Here is a 14,244-nt window from a genome sequence, read left to right as displayed (position 1 = left end):
TTCAGATACGCCCGTGTCGAGTCCCCACCGGCGGCGAACTCGGCTTCCTTGCGCGCCCGACGCAGCGCCGGAGACTCGTCCTCATCCCAGATGTCGTCCGCAGCGTCATCTTGCTCCGCCGAGGTGCCAGTGGGATCTTGGTCATTTGTTTCGCCTGCGGTCGTTGCCACATTCGCCTCTCCGAGTGATCCGGGCGGCATCGCGATTCGAGAAACAGGACCGCAGAGAGGCCTCGAGCGGCTCGGCAATCACCGGGACCAATGACCAGCGTAGACGAAGTGAGGCGACTACCCGCCTCGCTCCCGCCGGTCGCTGCGCGAGCGCTGGCCGAAGCACGATGCGAGGGATCGCCGGAGGTCGTGGCATAGTGAGGGGTGAGGACGGGCTCCTTACCGAAATTTGCCCGGCTCACTACAGAAGAGAAGTTGTTTACAGCATGACTCAAGGCAGTGTGAAGTGGTTCAACGGTGAAAAGGGCTTCGGCTTCATCGCCCAAGACGGAGGCGGCCCGGACGTCTTCGTGCATTACTCGGCCGTGAGCGGCTCGGGTTACAAATCCCTCGATGAGGGTCAGCGTGTCGAGTTCTCGGTGGAGCAGGGCCAGAAGGGCCCCCAAGCCGTGGACGTCCGCGTCATCTGATTCACCACGAGTTCGTGAAGAGCTTCGCACCGATCAGGGGGCGAAGCTTTTTTATCGGCCGCGACAGGCCTGACTCGGGCAACGCGGTCGCGATCAGCTGATCAGGCGCACCGCGTTCGGCATGATTCCGCTGGTGCGCACGGCCGTAACCCGCACCACCTCACCGGATTCGGGCGCCTCGATCATCTTCCCGTTGCCCAGATACAGCGCCACGTGCTCACTGCCGTTGCGTCCCCAGAACAGCATGTCACCGCGTGCGCGTTTCGCCACAGGCACTTTCGTGCCCATCTGATACTGGTAGCCGCTGTAATGCGGCAGGGAGATCCCGACGCCCGCGAACGCGTAGACCATCAGGCCCGAGCAGTCGAAGCCGACCTTCTTGTAGTCGCCGTATCTGTCCGCGACACCACCGTCGCGGATGCCCTTGGTGGGGCCGTCCTCATCGCCGCCGCCCCAGGCGTAGGTGACACCGAGCTGTGCCATCGCGCGGTCGATCACCATCTCGATCAGCTCCGCGGGCGTCCCGTCCGGACGTGAGGGCGTGCTGGGCATGGATTTGTGCGGTGGCGGATCGTCGTCGAGCTGTGTGTGCGGGCGTTTGCCGTCGCCGAGTTCTTCCGCGCGCTCGCGGGCCGCGGCGTCCGATGCGGCGCGCACCGCCGCGGATGCGGCCGCGGCCGCCGCGGCGAGTTCCTCGGCCCGGCGCTGCCGGTCCCAGTCCTCGTATGCCGCGCGCTCGCCCTGTAGGCCCGCCACCTGCTGCCGCGCCGCGTCCAGGCGCTGCTGGGCCACGTCGCGCTGCCTGACCAGCGCGTCGCGCTGTGCGGTCTGCTCGTTCACCGCCGATTCGGCGGCGCTCACCGCGTTCTGGGCCTCGGACTTCTTCGATTCCGCGGTGGCCGCGGCGGCGTCGGCCGCCTGCTTGGCCAGTCGCGCCGCCGAATCGGCGTTGGCGCGCTCGACCTGCGCGCGCCGCATACCGTTCAGCGCCGCGTCCTGCGAAGTGGAGGCCACGCTCAGCAATTGTGCCCGCTCCAGGGACCGAGCCGGGCTGCCGCCGGACAGGTAGTTGACCATCGAATCCGAGCCGGGGCTCATGTACGCCTGTTCGGCGAACTTGTCGAAGCTGCTGCGTGCCTGATCCACCGCCGCGCCCGAGGCCGTGAGCGCCCGCTGTGTTCCGGCGACCGCGGTCGCGGCCGAATCGGCCCGCTCCCGGGCCGACTGCAGATCCACCAGCGCCTTGTTCACGGCCTCGCGCTTCTGCGCGACGACCGAGTCCAGCTGCTGGATCTGCTGTCCGACCGCGGCCACGTCGTTGATCAGCGCGCCGACCTGGTTGACCCCGTTGGTCACCTGGGCCCCGGCCGCGGCGATGTCGTTGTCGCTGGGGTTGGGCGGAGGTGGTGGCACCGCTCCGGCGATCGGCGTCACCACGACCACCGTCGCCGCACAAACCAGCAATCCCAGAGCGACCCTGAACGACCCCCCTCGTACTGTCCCGACCACGCGTACCCACCTCCCTGGATCCACACCGCGGTTCCCGGGTAGCGAAGCGTCACCGGGACCTTCACATGGGGTGACAGGTATGCGCCATCACCCCACGAGTATCAGCAACGCCCCTGCTCATCACTGGTCGCTGTATACCCTTATGACACTTCTTCCCCAAGAGTGTCATTCGAAACCGTACGGCACATAAGTCTCCGAGAGAACACACACAACATAATCACATCTGCGTAATTTGGTGGGTTGCTTACAAATAACTGAAGACGAGACAGGAATCCCCGCAGAAAACCGACCGTTCGCCCGTTTTATGCTCGAAAACGACAGGCTCAGGCCCGCGGAGTCACATCGGGCGAACACAAATTCCACCGGAACGCCATAGCGTCTCGACGGGCCGGGGCAACCTCGAGCGCACGATGAATCCGCCGGCGGAACAACACCTGTCACCGCTCGGCCGAAGGGACAGCAGACGCTACCGGCCCGCGGCCGGCCGGAATTACCTCGACCGGTTCAGCGGACCGGATCGCCCTGCAGATGATCCGGCGCGGCCTCGGCCCGGCGACGCTTGACCAGATACAAGCCGCCGGCCACGACGAGAGCGCCCAGCAGCAGCACGTAGGTGAACGCCGTCCACGGGATCATCTGGTTCGCCTGGAGACTGTGCACGAACGCGCGCGTCGCCTCGACGCTGTGCCCGCCGTGCCGGTTCTTGGCGATGTCCTCGGCCTTCTCCAGGCGGTACCGGCTGTACGTGTCGCTGTAGGTGCCCGCCCAGTCGTCGCTCAGCACCAGAACCGTGCCGTGCTCGGTCTTGCCGACCTCGGTGGCCAGGTCGCGCAGGCTCGAATCCGGCGACGGATTTCCCGTCACGACCACCACGCTCAGCGGAATCCCCTGCTCCCGGCTGTCGGCGACCACGGACTCCAGATCGGACGGATCATTCCCCTTGGGCACGTACACGTGCTCCACCGCCAGGTGCGCGAGGATGGTGTCCACATCGACCTCGGGCGGAATCTCCGCGGCCTTGGGGGTTCCAACCGAGGCAAAGGTGACGGTCATCTTCCATCCGGTCTCGTCGAGTCGCCAACCGGGGCGACTGGCATCCAACACATGTCACAGGATCCGCGCCGTGACGGCGCGAGGAGGGGGCTGCGCCGAAACGCATGGATGCACAGTACGCGACCGGTGCATGATGTTTGCGGGCACGCCGCGCGGTGCGCCCCCGCCCGTTTCACAGGACAAGCGTACTGTTAGCCTAGGCAACATGAGGGCGCACAGCTAGTCGGCCCTCGACCGGAGCCGCCGGCACAGCCCTGCCGACGGCCACCTCACCGACGAGTGGAGCTGAACGTATGACGACCATCGATACATTCGGCGCCAAGGGCACCCTCGAGGTCGGAGATCGGTCGTATGAGATCTTCCGCCTCTCCGCCGTGCCCGGCACCGAAAAACTCCCCTACGCACTGAAAGTCCTCGCCGAGAACCTGCTGCGCACCGAGGACGGCGCCAACATCACCGCGGATCACATTCGCGCCATTGCGAATTGGGATCCCTCAGCGCAGCCGAACACCGAGATCCAGTTCACCCCCGCGCGAGTCATCATGCAGGACTTCACCGGTGTGCCCTGCGTGGTCGACCTGGCCACCATGCGCGAGGCCGTGACCACCCTCGGCGGCGACCCGAACAAGGTGAACCCGCTCTCACCCGCCGAGATGGTCATCGACCACTCGGTCATCCTCGACGTGTTCGGCACCGCCGACGCCTTCGAGCGCAACGTCGACCTGGAGTACGAGCGCAACGGCGAGCGCTACCAGTTCTTGCGTTGGGGCCAAGGCGCTTTCGACGATTTCAAGGTCGTCCCGCCGGGCACCGGCATCGTGCACCAGGTCAACATCGAGTACCTCGCGCGGGTGATCATGGTCCGCAACGGGCAGGCCTACCCGGACACCTGCGTCGGCACCGACTCGCACACCACCATGGTCAACGGCCTGGGCGTGCTGGGCTGGGGCGTCGGCGGCATCGAGGCCGAGGCGGCCATGCTGGGTCAGCCTGTGTCCATGCTGATTCCGCGCGTGGTCGGCTTCAAGCTGACCGGTGAGATCCAACCGGGCGTGACCGCGACCGACGTCGTGCTCACCGTCACCGACATGCTGCGCAAGCACGGCGTGGTCGGCAAGTTCGTCGAGTTCTACGGCAAGGGCGTGGCCGAGGTGCCCCTGGCCAACCGCGCCACCCTGGGCAACATGAGCCCCGAATTCGGTTCCACCGCAGCGATTTTCCCGATCGACGAGGAAACCATCAACTACCTGCGCCTGACCGGCCGCACCGACGAGGAGCTCGCGCTCGTCGAGTCGTACGCCCGTGAGCAGGGCATGTGGCACGATGCCGAGCACGAGCCCGCCTACTCCGAATACCTCGAGCTGGATCTGGGCACCGTGGTGCCGTCCATCGCCGGGCCGAAGCGCCCGCAGGACCGAATCCTGTTGTCGGAGTCCAAGATTGCCTTCCGCAAGGACATCCACAACTACACCAACGACCCCGAGGCCGCCCCCCACTCCAAGCTGGACGAGGCGCTCGAGGAGTCCTTCCCTGCCAGCGATCCGGCCGAGCTGTCCTTCGCCGACGACGACGCGGTGATCCAGACCGCCGCCAACGGCAGCACCGGCCGCCCCTCCAAGCCGATCCGGGTGCGCAGCGCCGAGCGCGGTGACTTCATCCTCGACCACGGCGCGGTCGCGGTCGCGGGCATCACCTCCTGCACCAACACCTCCAACCCGTCGGTCATGATCGGCGCGGCCCTGCTGGCGCGCAACGCGGTCGAGAAGGGCCTGACGAGCAAGCCGTGGGTCAAGACCAACATGGCGCCCGGCTCGCAGGTCGTGTCCGACTACTACGAGAAGGCGGGCCTGTGGCCCTACCTGGAGAAGCTGGGCTTCTACCTGGGTGGCTACGGCTGCACCACCTGCATCGGCAACACCGGCCCGCTGCCGGAGGAGATCTCCAAGGCGGTCAACGACAACGACCTGACCGTCACCGCGGTGCTGTCCGGTAACCGCAACTTCGAGGGCCGCATCTCCCCCGACGTGAAGATGAACTACCTGGCCTCGCCGCCGCTGGTCATCGCGTACGCGCTCGCGGGCACCATGGACTTCGACTTCGAGGCCGACGCGCTGGGCAAGGACCAGGACGGCAACGACGTCTTCCTGAAGGACATCTGGCCCTCCTCGCAGGAGATCGACGACACCATCGCCTCGGCGATCAGCCAGGACATGTTCCGCAAGTCCTACGCCGACGTGTTCAAGGGCGACGAGCGCTGGCGGAACCTGCCGACCCCGGCCGGCGACACCTTCGCCTGGGACGACAACTCCACCTACGTCCGCAAGGCCCCGTACTTCGACGGCATGGAGCTCGAGCCCGCGCCGGTCGAGGACATCAAGGGCGCGCGCGTGCTGGCGCTGCTGGGCGATTCGGTCACCACCGACCACATCTCCCCGGCCGGTCCGATCAAGTCGGGCACCCCGGCCGCGCAGTACCTGGACGCGCACGGCGTGGAGCGCAAGGACTACAACTCGCTGGGTTCGCGGCGCGGTAACCACGAGGTCATGATCCGCGGCACCTTCGCCAACATCCGGCTGCGCAACCAGCTGCTGGACGACGTCTCGGGTGGTTACACCCGCGACTTCACCCAGCCGGGCGGTCCGCAGGCGTTCATCTACGACGCCTCGCAGAACTACCAGGCCGCGGGCATCCCGCTGGTCGTGCTCGGCGGCAAGGAATACGGTTCGGGCTCCTCGCGTGACTGGGCCGCCAAGGGCACCCGCCTGCTGGGTGTGCGCGCGGTCATCACCGAGTCGTTCGAGCGCATCCACCGCTCGAACCTGATCGGCATGGGCGTCATCCCGCTGCAGTTCCCGGCCGGTGAGTCGGCCGCGTCGCTGAAGCTGGACGGCACCGAGACCTTCGACATCGAGGGCATCACCCAGCTGAACGAGGGCAAGACGCCCAAGACCCTGAAGGTGACCGCCACCAAGGAGAACGGCGACAAGGTCACCTTCGACGCGGTCGTGCGCATCGACACCCCCGGTGAAGCGGACTACTACCGCAACGGCGGCATCCTGCAGTACGTCCTGCGCAACATGATCACCGGATAGGATTTTGCCGCCTTCGGCGGCGCGTTCGCGGCCCCGGGGCTCGTCGTTCGGCCGGTCGGACTCGCATTTCACATATGCGAATGGACCGTCCAACGACGAGCCGGCTGCGAATCTCACTCGTAAGACGCTCCCAACGGGGCTGGGGAGGTGCACATCTCACCGAAAGGTGCACCCTCCCCGACCTTGTACCGTTGACCCCTGCGTCGCCGAATCCCGGCGCAGGGCACTGTATTTCGCTGGAGGAGCCCATGCCCAAGGTCAGTGAGGACCATCTCGCCGCGCGGCGCAGCCAGATCCTGGACGGGGCGCGGCGCTGTTTCGCCGAGTTCGGCTACGAGGGCGCCACCGTGCGCCGCCTCGAAGAGGCCATCGGGCTGTCCCGCGGCGCGATCTTCCACCATTTCCGCGACAAGGACGCGTTGTTCCTGGCCCTGGCCCAGGAGGACACCGAGCGGATGGCCGACATCGCCGCCACGCAGGGTCTGGTGCAGGTCATGCGCGAGATGCTGGCCGATCCGGAGCAGTACAACTGGCTCGGCACCCGGCTGGAGATCGCCCGGCGGCTGCGGACCGATCCGGAATTCGCCGCGGGGTGGACCCAGCGTTCGGCCGAGCTGACCGCGGCGACGCTGGCCCGGCTCGAACGCCGCAAGGCCGCGGGCGCCCTGCGCGACGACGTGCCGACCGATGTGCTGCTCGGCTACCTGGACCTGGTGCTCGACGGGCTCATCGCCCGCATCGCCTCCGGGCACACGAACGACAACCTCACGGCCGTGCTGGATCTGGTCGAGGCCTCGGTGCGCCGCAAGGGCTGAGCCGGAGAATCACCCCGCGATGGCACTCGATGCAAAGATGCACGCGTTGCAGCATTGCGGTGAATGCCGATACGCACGGACTGCGGTGAATTGGAACGTCCCGATGAGACGAATTCCGACCGGTCTCGGCAAATCGTGTCCGATACCACTTTCGCACCGGAAATAGCCGCCTTCGACCACACGTTCGCCAAGGTATGACCTTTGCTGTCCCCGTTACCGTGCGCGGCTACGAACTCGATGTCAACGGCCATATGAACCAAGCCGTTTATCACCAGTACGCCGAGCACGCCCGCTGGGAGGCGTTGCGGGCGGCGGGCCTGGTGCCGGACAAGATGCTGCACGCCGGACTCGGACCGGTGGTCCTGGAATCGACCGTGCGGCATCTGCGCGAATTACATCTGGGCGACGAGGTCACCATCACCTGTGAATTCGAATGGGGCGAGGGCAAGGTGTTCCGGATCCTCCAGCAGATCCGCAAACTGGACGGAACCGTCTCCGCCGAGTTCGCCGTCGTCAGCGGTCTGATGGATCTCACCGCACGCAAACTCGTGCCGAATCCGAAGGAGCGGTTCCGCGACCTGTCCGAGTCCGCGGACGTACTGGGGCTGTGAGGCGTTGAGAGCTCAACCGAAACTCTTTCGGCGATAGCGCATTCCGCGTCCTTGCCACCGGGATGCCGGTGCACCGGAAATCTTTCGATGCCGACCGGTCGACGTGCCTGTCGAGATATGATCCAGAACACGCTCGGCTTCCGTGGCAAACCGCGAGCAGATCGGAGACCAGCCCCATGACCGATGGCGTCCGTCCTTCCACGTCCACATATCCCAGGCCACGTCCCGATAGCCAGGAGGTTGCGCCGCTACTGTCCGGCTATTTGATAGCCGAATCCACGCGAGCGGTGAGCGTGCGCGTGAGTGAGGGCACGTGGACCTTCGATCGAGCGGACGTTCTCGGCATCGATCTGGTGGGTGTCCCAGCGCCGCATGCCGACGGCGATCCGGCCGCGCGACCGGTGCGGGTGCGCATCCGGGCGGGCGCGATCGCGGACTTCACCCGGAGGCTGCGAATCGAACTCACCGACCGCCCGATGACGTTGCCGCAGCAGCACTCTCCCGCCCGCGGCGACGATCTGCTGGCCCGGCTGACCGAACGCTGGGCCCGGGATCTGCAGTTGCCGACCGATCCCGCCGTCGGCGGGGTCACCATGACTCGCAGCCAGACTCGCTCGTTCGCCCGCAGCGACGACGCGATGGCCTGCGACAGCCTCGACTGAGAGGTTCGCCTCCGATGGCCCGCCCGGCCGGGTCGGTGCTGATCGTCACCGAAGCCGACGACCTGCATGCCGATGCGATGGCTGCGACTCTCCGAAAGCACCACGGCGTCAGCCCGATTCGTCTCGACATGCGCGACTTCCCGCGCGAGACCGGTAGTTTCCGGCTCGATCGCGCGGGTACCGCGCGTTCGCTGTCGCACCTTCGCGGTCTGGACGCGGTCGGCTCGGTGTGGTGGCGGCGCCCGCATCAGGCGGTGGTGCCCGGCGGGATGCGTCGCGCCGACGACGACTACCGGCAGGCCGAATGCGACGGTTTCCTGCAGGGACTGCTGTGGTCGATTCCGGCGGTGTGGGTCAACGATCCCGGCACCGATCGCACCGCGACCCGCAAGATCGTGCAACTCGAGACCGCACGGCGAGCCGGATTCGTCATCCCGGAAACCCTGGTCACCAACGATCCGGACGAGGCACGCAGCTTCGTCGGCGCACGACCGGGCCCAGTGGTCTACAAACGCACCGGAACCGGACGCGCGGAGTTCTCCGAGACCCGGGTGGTCACCCCCGCGGACCTGGCCCGCCTGGACACGATCCGCTCCGCGCCCACGACCTTCCAGGACTATGTCGAGGCCGACTGCGATCTGCGCGTGGTGTGGATCGACGGGGTCGAGTGGACCGTGCGCATCGACTCGCAATCCGGTGTGGGACGGGTGGATTCGCGCCTGGACACCTCGGTCGACTTCACGCCCGAACGCCTGCCCGCGACGGTGAGCAAGTCCATCGCCACCGTGATGGGCGCGCTCGGACTGACCTTCGGCGTCCTGGACATCCGCTTGGGGACCGACGGCGAGTACTACTTCCTGGAGGTCAACCCCCAGGGGCAGTTCGCCTATCTGGAGATCAAGACCGGCCTGCCGATATTCCGCAGTCTCGCAGGATATCTCGTGCTCGGCGACGCGAGCGTGCCCCGGGACTGAGGCACGACACATCCGCCATTGCCGACATTCGGCGCGAAATGCGCACGCCGGAACATCCTTTCACCCGACCGGGCCGCAAAGACGGTGCGGCCGCGGATGAATCGGCACATCCGACGGTCTCCCCGAGCGGACCTACTTGCTCGCCCCGGCCTTGCGGCGATTGGCGCCACCGCGGCTGCGGAGTTGCACATGCGACTCCACGAGCACGTTGTGGATGAATCCGTACGAGCGGCCCGTTTCACGCGCCAGCGAGCGGATACTCGCCCCTGCCTCGTATTGCTTCTTGAGCTGGGTTTGCAAGCGGTCGCGGGACTTTCCGGTCACGCGCGTACCTTTACCCAACGTGGACTTCCCCTGTGTGGGCCTGTCACTCATGGCTTCCTCCGGTCGCCCTGCAGCCTGATTCAAGGCTAGAACTACAAGCATGCAGTGATCAACGCTTCCGTGTGATCAACCTCACGATATTTGTCCGTAATCGGCACCGGCGACAATTTTCGGCGCCGTACGCCGTCTGCACCACCGATATCACCTCGATCGGACTTTCAGGAGCACCCCATGCGCAGGATCACCGCAGGTCTGTTCATCGCGCTCGACGGCGTCGTCGCCGACCCGCAGAACTGGCACTTCCCGTACTTCAACGACGAGATGGGCGCCGCGGTCGGCGATCAGATGGGCACCGCCGACACCATGCTGTTCGGTCGCACGACCTATGAGGGCTTCGCCGCCGCATGGCCGGAACGCGAGCGCGAGGGCGGCCCGGACGCCGAGATGGCCCGGCACTTCGGCGACATCCGCAAGATCGTGGTCACGCACCGGGACATCGATCTGCAGTGGCGCAATTCCGAGGTGCTGCAAGGCGATCTGATCGAATCGGTGACCGCGCTGAAGCAGGGGGCGGGCGGCGACATCGGCCTGAGCGGCTCGGTATCGATCGTGCGACAGTTGCTGTCCGCGAAGCTGATCGATGAACTGCACCTGCTCGTGCACCCGATCGCGATGCGCTCGGGCATGCGCCTTTTCGAGGAGACCGATACGCCGCTGCCACTGACGCTGCTGCGCTCGGCCACCTTCGAGACCGGCGTGGTGCACACCGTCTACGGGCCCGGCGAACTGCTCGAGGGCGGTTACGAGCAGGCCCGCGAGCACCTCGCCTAGCGCCTACGCCAGCTGGATGAGCTCCAGGTAGTCCTGCGACCAGTGGTCCTCGGTGCCGTCGGGCAGCATGATCACCCGTTCCGGGTTCAATGCCTCGGCCGCGCCGGGGTCGTGGGTCACCAGGACCACGGCGCCGGCGTAGCTGCGCAGCGCGTCCAGCACCTGTTCGCGCGAGACGGGGTCCAGGTTGTTGGTGGGCTCGTCCAGGAGCAGCACATTCGCCGCGGAGGAGACCAGTCCGGCCAGCGCCAGGCGGGTCTTCTCACCACCGGACAATGTCCCCGCGGGCTGTTCGAGCTGCGGGCCGGAGAACATGAACGCGCCCAGCAGGCTGCGTAACTCCTGCTCGCCCGCGTCCGGCGAGGCATGCCGGATGTTCTCCCAGACCGTGGCGTTGTCGTCGAGGGTGTCGTGCTCCTGGGCGAAATAGCCGACCTTGAGGCCCCGGCCGGGTTCGACACCGCCCGCTGTCGGAGTCTCCACTCCGGCAAGGAGTTTCAGCATGGTCGTCTTGCCCGCGCCGTTCAGGCCGAGCACCACGACGCGGCTGCCCCGGTCGACCGCGAAGCTGACGCCGGTGAAGATCTCCAGGGAGCCGTAGAGTTTGGTCAGATCCGTCACCATCAGCGGTGTGCGGCCGCAGGGGGCGGGCTCCGGGAATTTGATGCGGGCCACCTTGTCGGCCACGCGCACCTCGTCCAGATCCGCGAGCAGCCGGTCCGCGCGCTTGGACATCTGGTGTGCCGCAGCGGCTTTCGTGGCCTTGGCGCCGAGTTTGGCGGCCTGGGCACGCAGCGCGCTCGCTTTCTTCTCCGCATTGGCGCGTTCGCGCACACGGCGCTGTTCGTCGGTGGCGCGGGCGTCGAGGTACTTCTTCCAGCTCATGTTGTAGATATCGGCCTCGCCGCGCACCGCGTCCAGGAACCAGACCTTGTTCACCACGTCGGCGAGCAGATCGACGTCGTGGGAGATCACGATCAGGCCGCCGTCGTGGTTCTGCAGGAATCCGCGCAGCCAGGTGATCGAATCGGCGTCGAGGTGGTTGGTTGGCTCGTCGAGCAACAGCGTCCGGTCGCTGCGGCCACCGGAACCGTCCGAGGCGGAGAACAGGATTCGCGCGAGCTCGATGCGGCGGCGCTGACCACCGGACAGGGTGCGCAACTGCTGGTTCAGGACCCGATCGGGCAGGCCCAGGCTGTTGCAGATGCGGGCGGCCTCGCTCTCGGCGACATATCCGCCCAGGGCCGAGAACCGGTCCTCGAGCTGGCCGTACTTGCGCACCGCCTTCTCGCGTTCGGCGTCGTCGGCCACCTCGGCCATGCGCGCCTGCTGCTTCTCCATATCGCGGATCAGCGCGTCCAGGCCGCGGGCGGACAGCACCCGGTCGCGGGCCAGCACGTCGAGATTGCCCTCGCGCGGATCCTGTGGCAGATAACCGATTTCGCCGGATCTGGTCACCGTGCCCGCGTAAGGCTCACCCTCACCGGCCAGGATGCGCAGCGTGGTCGTCTTACCGGCGCCATTGCGCCCGACCAGCCCGATCCGGTCTCCCGACTGCACCCGCAGCGCCGAACCGGGCGCGGTCAGCAGTGTGCGGATTCCGGCCCGGACCTCCAGGTCGGTCGCGGTGATCACAACAGTCTCCTCAGCAAAATAATCGTGCGGTCACGGGGTGATAGCTCGAGTGTGCGTCGACAGAACGCACGAGAACCACCGATTTTACGCATCCCCCCGATCGGCCGCCGTAACGCGCACCACTACCGCCTCCGCACCGGCCTGCCGAGACCCCGATCACCGCGCTGCGATCGGTGTCCTCCGGACAGCCGACGCGGGTTCGCGGGATCGGACCTACCCGCCCGATATGGCCATCGGCTAGCGTGCGGTGGTATGAGCGATGACCTGAAGGATAAGAGTGCGCTGGTGACCGGTGCGAGCCGCGGCATCGGCAAGGCGGTCGCCGCCGAATTGCTGGCCCAGGGCGCGAATGTGCTGATCACCGCCCGCAAAGCCGAGCCGCTGGAGGAAACCGCCACCGAACTGCGCGCCCTCGGCCACGCCGGGAAGGTCGTCGCGCTGGCGGGCAACTCGGGTGACGCGACCGCGCGCGCGGATGCGGTTGCCACCGCGATCGCCGAATTCGGCGCACTGGACATCCTGATCAACAACACGGGCATCAACCCGGTGTACGGCTCGCTCATGGACGCCGATCTGGACGCGGTCCGCAAGATCTTCGACGTGAACGTCGTCGCCGCGCTCGGTTACGTCCAGGAGGCGTACCGGGCGTGGATGGGGGCCAACGGCGGTGCGGTGGTGAACGTCGCCAGTGTCGCCGGGATCCGCTCCTCCGGGGTGATCGCCGCGTACGGCGCGTCGAAGGCCGCGCTCATCCGGCTCACCGAGGAACTCGCCTGGCAGCTGGGTCCCGGCATCCGGGTCAACGCCGTGGCGCCCGCGGTGGTCAAGACCAAATTCGCCGACGCGCTCTACTCCGCCGACGAGGACGCCGCGGCCGCGCCGTATCCGATGAAGCGCCTGGGCAATCCGGAGGACGTCGCCGCGCTGATCGCCTTCCTGGTCTCGGATCGGGCGGCCTGGATCACCGGTGAGGTCGTGCGCGTCGACGGCGGGCTGCTGGCCACCGGCGGGCTCTGAACCTGCGCGGCGTTCAGCGGAACAACAGGGCGCCGGCCATATCGGCCTCCAGGTAGTGCATGTATTTCGTCGCGGTGTCCTCGGTGACCGCGTTCGTCGCGGTCACCACCGTGAGCACCACGAAATCTCCCTGGGCCTTGGTCTGCCACTTGCCCATGGCGAAATGGTCGATATAGCTGCCGGACCGCATCTTCAGGTCGTCGTCGGCGTACTGGGTGGCGAGCCTGCTCGCGGCGGCGGTGCCGGCAGTGCCCAGCACGTACTGGGTGAGCATGACGCCGCCGCTCTCGGCCCGGTACACCATCTCCGCGGCGTACCGGCAGCCCAGACCGGTCAGCTTGCCGTCGTTCTCGATGTCGGCGCAGGTCGAATGGTCCCGGCCCTCGACCCAGTCCGCGTGCAGGTGGACGCCGCCGAGGCTGAAATTCCAGTCGTGGGAGTACTCGGTGTAGCTGAACCGGCCCGATGGGCTCGCGGACGTGGACGTCGCAGACGAGCTACTGGTGGCGGGAACCAGCGACGGGCTGGACGGGCTCGCCGAGGTGTCGTCGCCGGAATGCCGATCGAGCACGACGACCAGGGCGACGGCGATCACCACCAGCACCACCACGGCCGCGACACCCGCGGCGATCAGAACCGTATTGTTGCGGCGCGGCGGCGGGAATCCCGCCGGATATCCGGGCTGCTGCGGCTGCCACCCCTGCTGAACACCGCCGGGCGGCGGATACGCCGACTGCGGATAGCCGGTCTGCGGCTGCGGGTAGGCGGGGTGCGCGGTACCGGTTGGGCCCCACCCGGCGTCGGGCGCCTGCTGATATCCACCGGACTGTCCCCATCCGGGTGAATCGGGTGGTTGCGGTGCGGGATTCCCGTAGGGGTCCGAGCCGGGGGGATATGTCATCACTGCCTTCCGCACCCGGGGTCGCCGTAGCGCCCTGTCGCGGTCGTCCCCCCAGGCTTCGCAGGACCCTACCCCAGGCCTGCGACACGATGCCACGCAGATCGTCTGATCCAATGCTTCGTGTGACCCCCGACCTCCTCATCTGCGGCCTGGGCCCGGCCGGGCGCGCGCTGGCGCACC

Annotated in this window: 13 protein-coding genes; 8 read left to right on the top strand and 5 right to left on the bottom strand. The window is 67.0% G+C overall.

All coding sequences use genetic code 11. The features are described 5' to 3' along the window. The first annotated feature begins 436 nt into the window (after positions 1-436). Positions 437-640, top strand: a complete 204-nt coding sequence (locus NM2_RS45765; RefSeq protein WP_067683722.1) for a cold-shock protein — start codon at positions 437-439, stop codon at positions 638-640. 93 nt (positions 641-733) lie between these two features. Here NM2_RS45765 and NM2_RS45760 read toward each other — a convergent pair whose 3' ends face one another. Together NM2_RS45760 and NM2_RS45755 are read right to left on the bottom strand one after the other, a co-directional pair. Next, positions 734-2,083 carry an NlpC/P60 family protein gene (locus NM2_RS45760; protein ID WP_439956998.1) on the bottom strand — a complete coding sequence of 450 codons (1,350 nt, stop codon included), beginning with the start codon at positions 2,081-2,083 and terminating at the stop codon, positions 734-736. A gap of 570 nt (positions 2,084-2,653) precedes the next feature. Continuing rightward, positions 2,654-3,202, bottom strand: coding sequence for an Rv1476 family membrane protein (locus NM2_RS45755; protein ID WP_067683717.1), 549 nt, complete (start codon positions 3,200-3,202; stop codon positions 2,654-2,656). A 293-nt stretch (positions 3,203-3,495) separates the two neighbouring features. Here NM2_RS45755 and acnA point away from each other — a divergent pair, with 293 nt between their 5' ends. The 5 genes from acnA (at position 3,496) to NM2_RS45730 (ending at position 9,356) form a co-directional block, all read left to right on the top strand. Beyond that, positions 3,496-6,294, top strand: a complete 2,799-nt coding sequence (gene acnA, locus NM2_RS45750; RefSeq protein WP_067683714.1) for an aconitate hydratase AcnA — start codon at positions 3,496-3,498, stop codon at positions 6,292-6,294. Positions 6,295-6,542: 248 nt separating this feature from the next. Next, positions 6,543-7,109, top strand: coding sequence for a TetR/AcrR family transcriptional regulator (locus tag NM2_RS45745; protein ID WP_067683711.1), 567 nt, complete (start codon positions 6,543-6,545; stop codon positions 7,107-7,109). A 194-nt stretch (positions 7,110-7,303) separates the two neighbouring features. Continuing rightward, positions 7,304-7,720 carry an acyl-CoA thioesterase gene (locus tag NM2_RS45740; RefSeq protein WP_067683708.1) on the top strand — a complete coding sequence of 139 codons (417 nt, stop codon included), beginning with the start codon at positions 7,304-7,306 and terminating at the stop codon, positions 7,718-7,720. A gap of 299 nt (positions 7,721-8,019) precedes the next feature. Then, the gene (locus tag NM2_RS45735; RefSeq protein WP_245718571.1) at positions 8,020-8,382 is read left to right on the top strand and encodes a hypothetical protein; all 363 of its coding nucleotides are present in this window, start codon (positions 8,020-8,022) and stop codon (positions 8,380-8,382) included. Between the two features lie 14 nt (positions 8,383-8,396). Further along, positions 8,397-9,356, top strand: coding sequence for an MvdC/MvdD family ATP grasp protein (locus NM2_RS45730; RefSeq protein WP_067683702.1), 960 nt, complete (start codon positions 8,397-8,399; stop codon positions 9,354-9,356). 132 nt (positions 9,357-9,488) lie between these two features. Here the strand turns inward: NM2_RS45730 and NM2_RS45725 are convergent, their stop codons facing one another. Then, positions 9,489-9,731: a helix-turn-helix domain-containing protein gene (locus tag NM2_RS45725; protein ID WP_040824715.1), complete on the bottom strand. Its 243-nt coding sequence runs from the start codon at positions 9,729-9,731 to the stop codon at positions 9,489-9,491. A gap of 180 nt (positions 9,732-9,911) precedes the next feature. On the opposite strand from NM2_RS45725, the gene NM2_RS45720 reads away from it, so the two are divergent. After that, positions 9,912-10,511 carry a dihydrofolate reductase family protein gene (locus NM2_RS45720; protein WP_067683699.1) on the top strand — a complete coding sequence of 200 codons (600 nt, stop codon included), beginning with the start codon at positions 9,912-9,914 and terminating at the stop codon, positions 10,509-10,511. Between the two features lie 3 nt (positions 10,512-10,514). Here the strand turns inward: NM2_RS45720 and NM2_RS45715 are convergent, their stop codons facing one another. Continuing rightward, positions 10,515-12,146 carry an ABC-F family ATP-binding cassette domain-containing protein gene (locus NM2_RS45715; protein WP_067683696.1) on the bottom strand — a complete coding sequence of 544 codons (1,632 nt, stop codon included), beginning with the start codon at positions 12,144-12,146 and terminating at the stop codon, positions 10,515-10,517. A gap of 252 nt (positions 12,147-12,398) precedes the next feature. Between NM2_RS45715 and NM2_RS45710 the strand changes: the two genes are divergently transcribed. After that, positions 12,399-13,163: an SDR family oxidoreductase gene (locus tag NM2_RS45710; protein ID WP_067683693.1), complete on the top strand. Its 765-nt coding sequence runs from the start codon at positions 12,399-12,401 to the stop codon at positions 13,161-13,163. Between the two features lie 13 nt (positions 13,164-13,176). On the opposite strand, the gene NM2_RS45705 is transcribed toward NM2_RS45710, so the two are convergent. Continuing rightward, positions 13,177-14,064, bottom strand: a complete 888-nt coding sequence (locus NM2_RS45705) for a hypothetical protein (RefSeq protein WP_067683690.1) — start codon at positions 14,062-14,064, stop codon at positions 13,177-13,179. Positions 14,065-14,244: the final 180 nt, after the last annotated feature.

Source organism: Nocardia miyunensis NBRC 108239, assembly GCF_001613065.1.
Classification (GTDB): domain Bacteria; phylum Actinomycetota; class Actinomycetes; order Mycobacteriales; family Mycobacteriaceae; genus Nocardia; species Nocardia miyunensis.
This window is presented reverse-complemented; position numbering and strand designations above follow the sequence as displayed.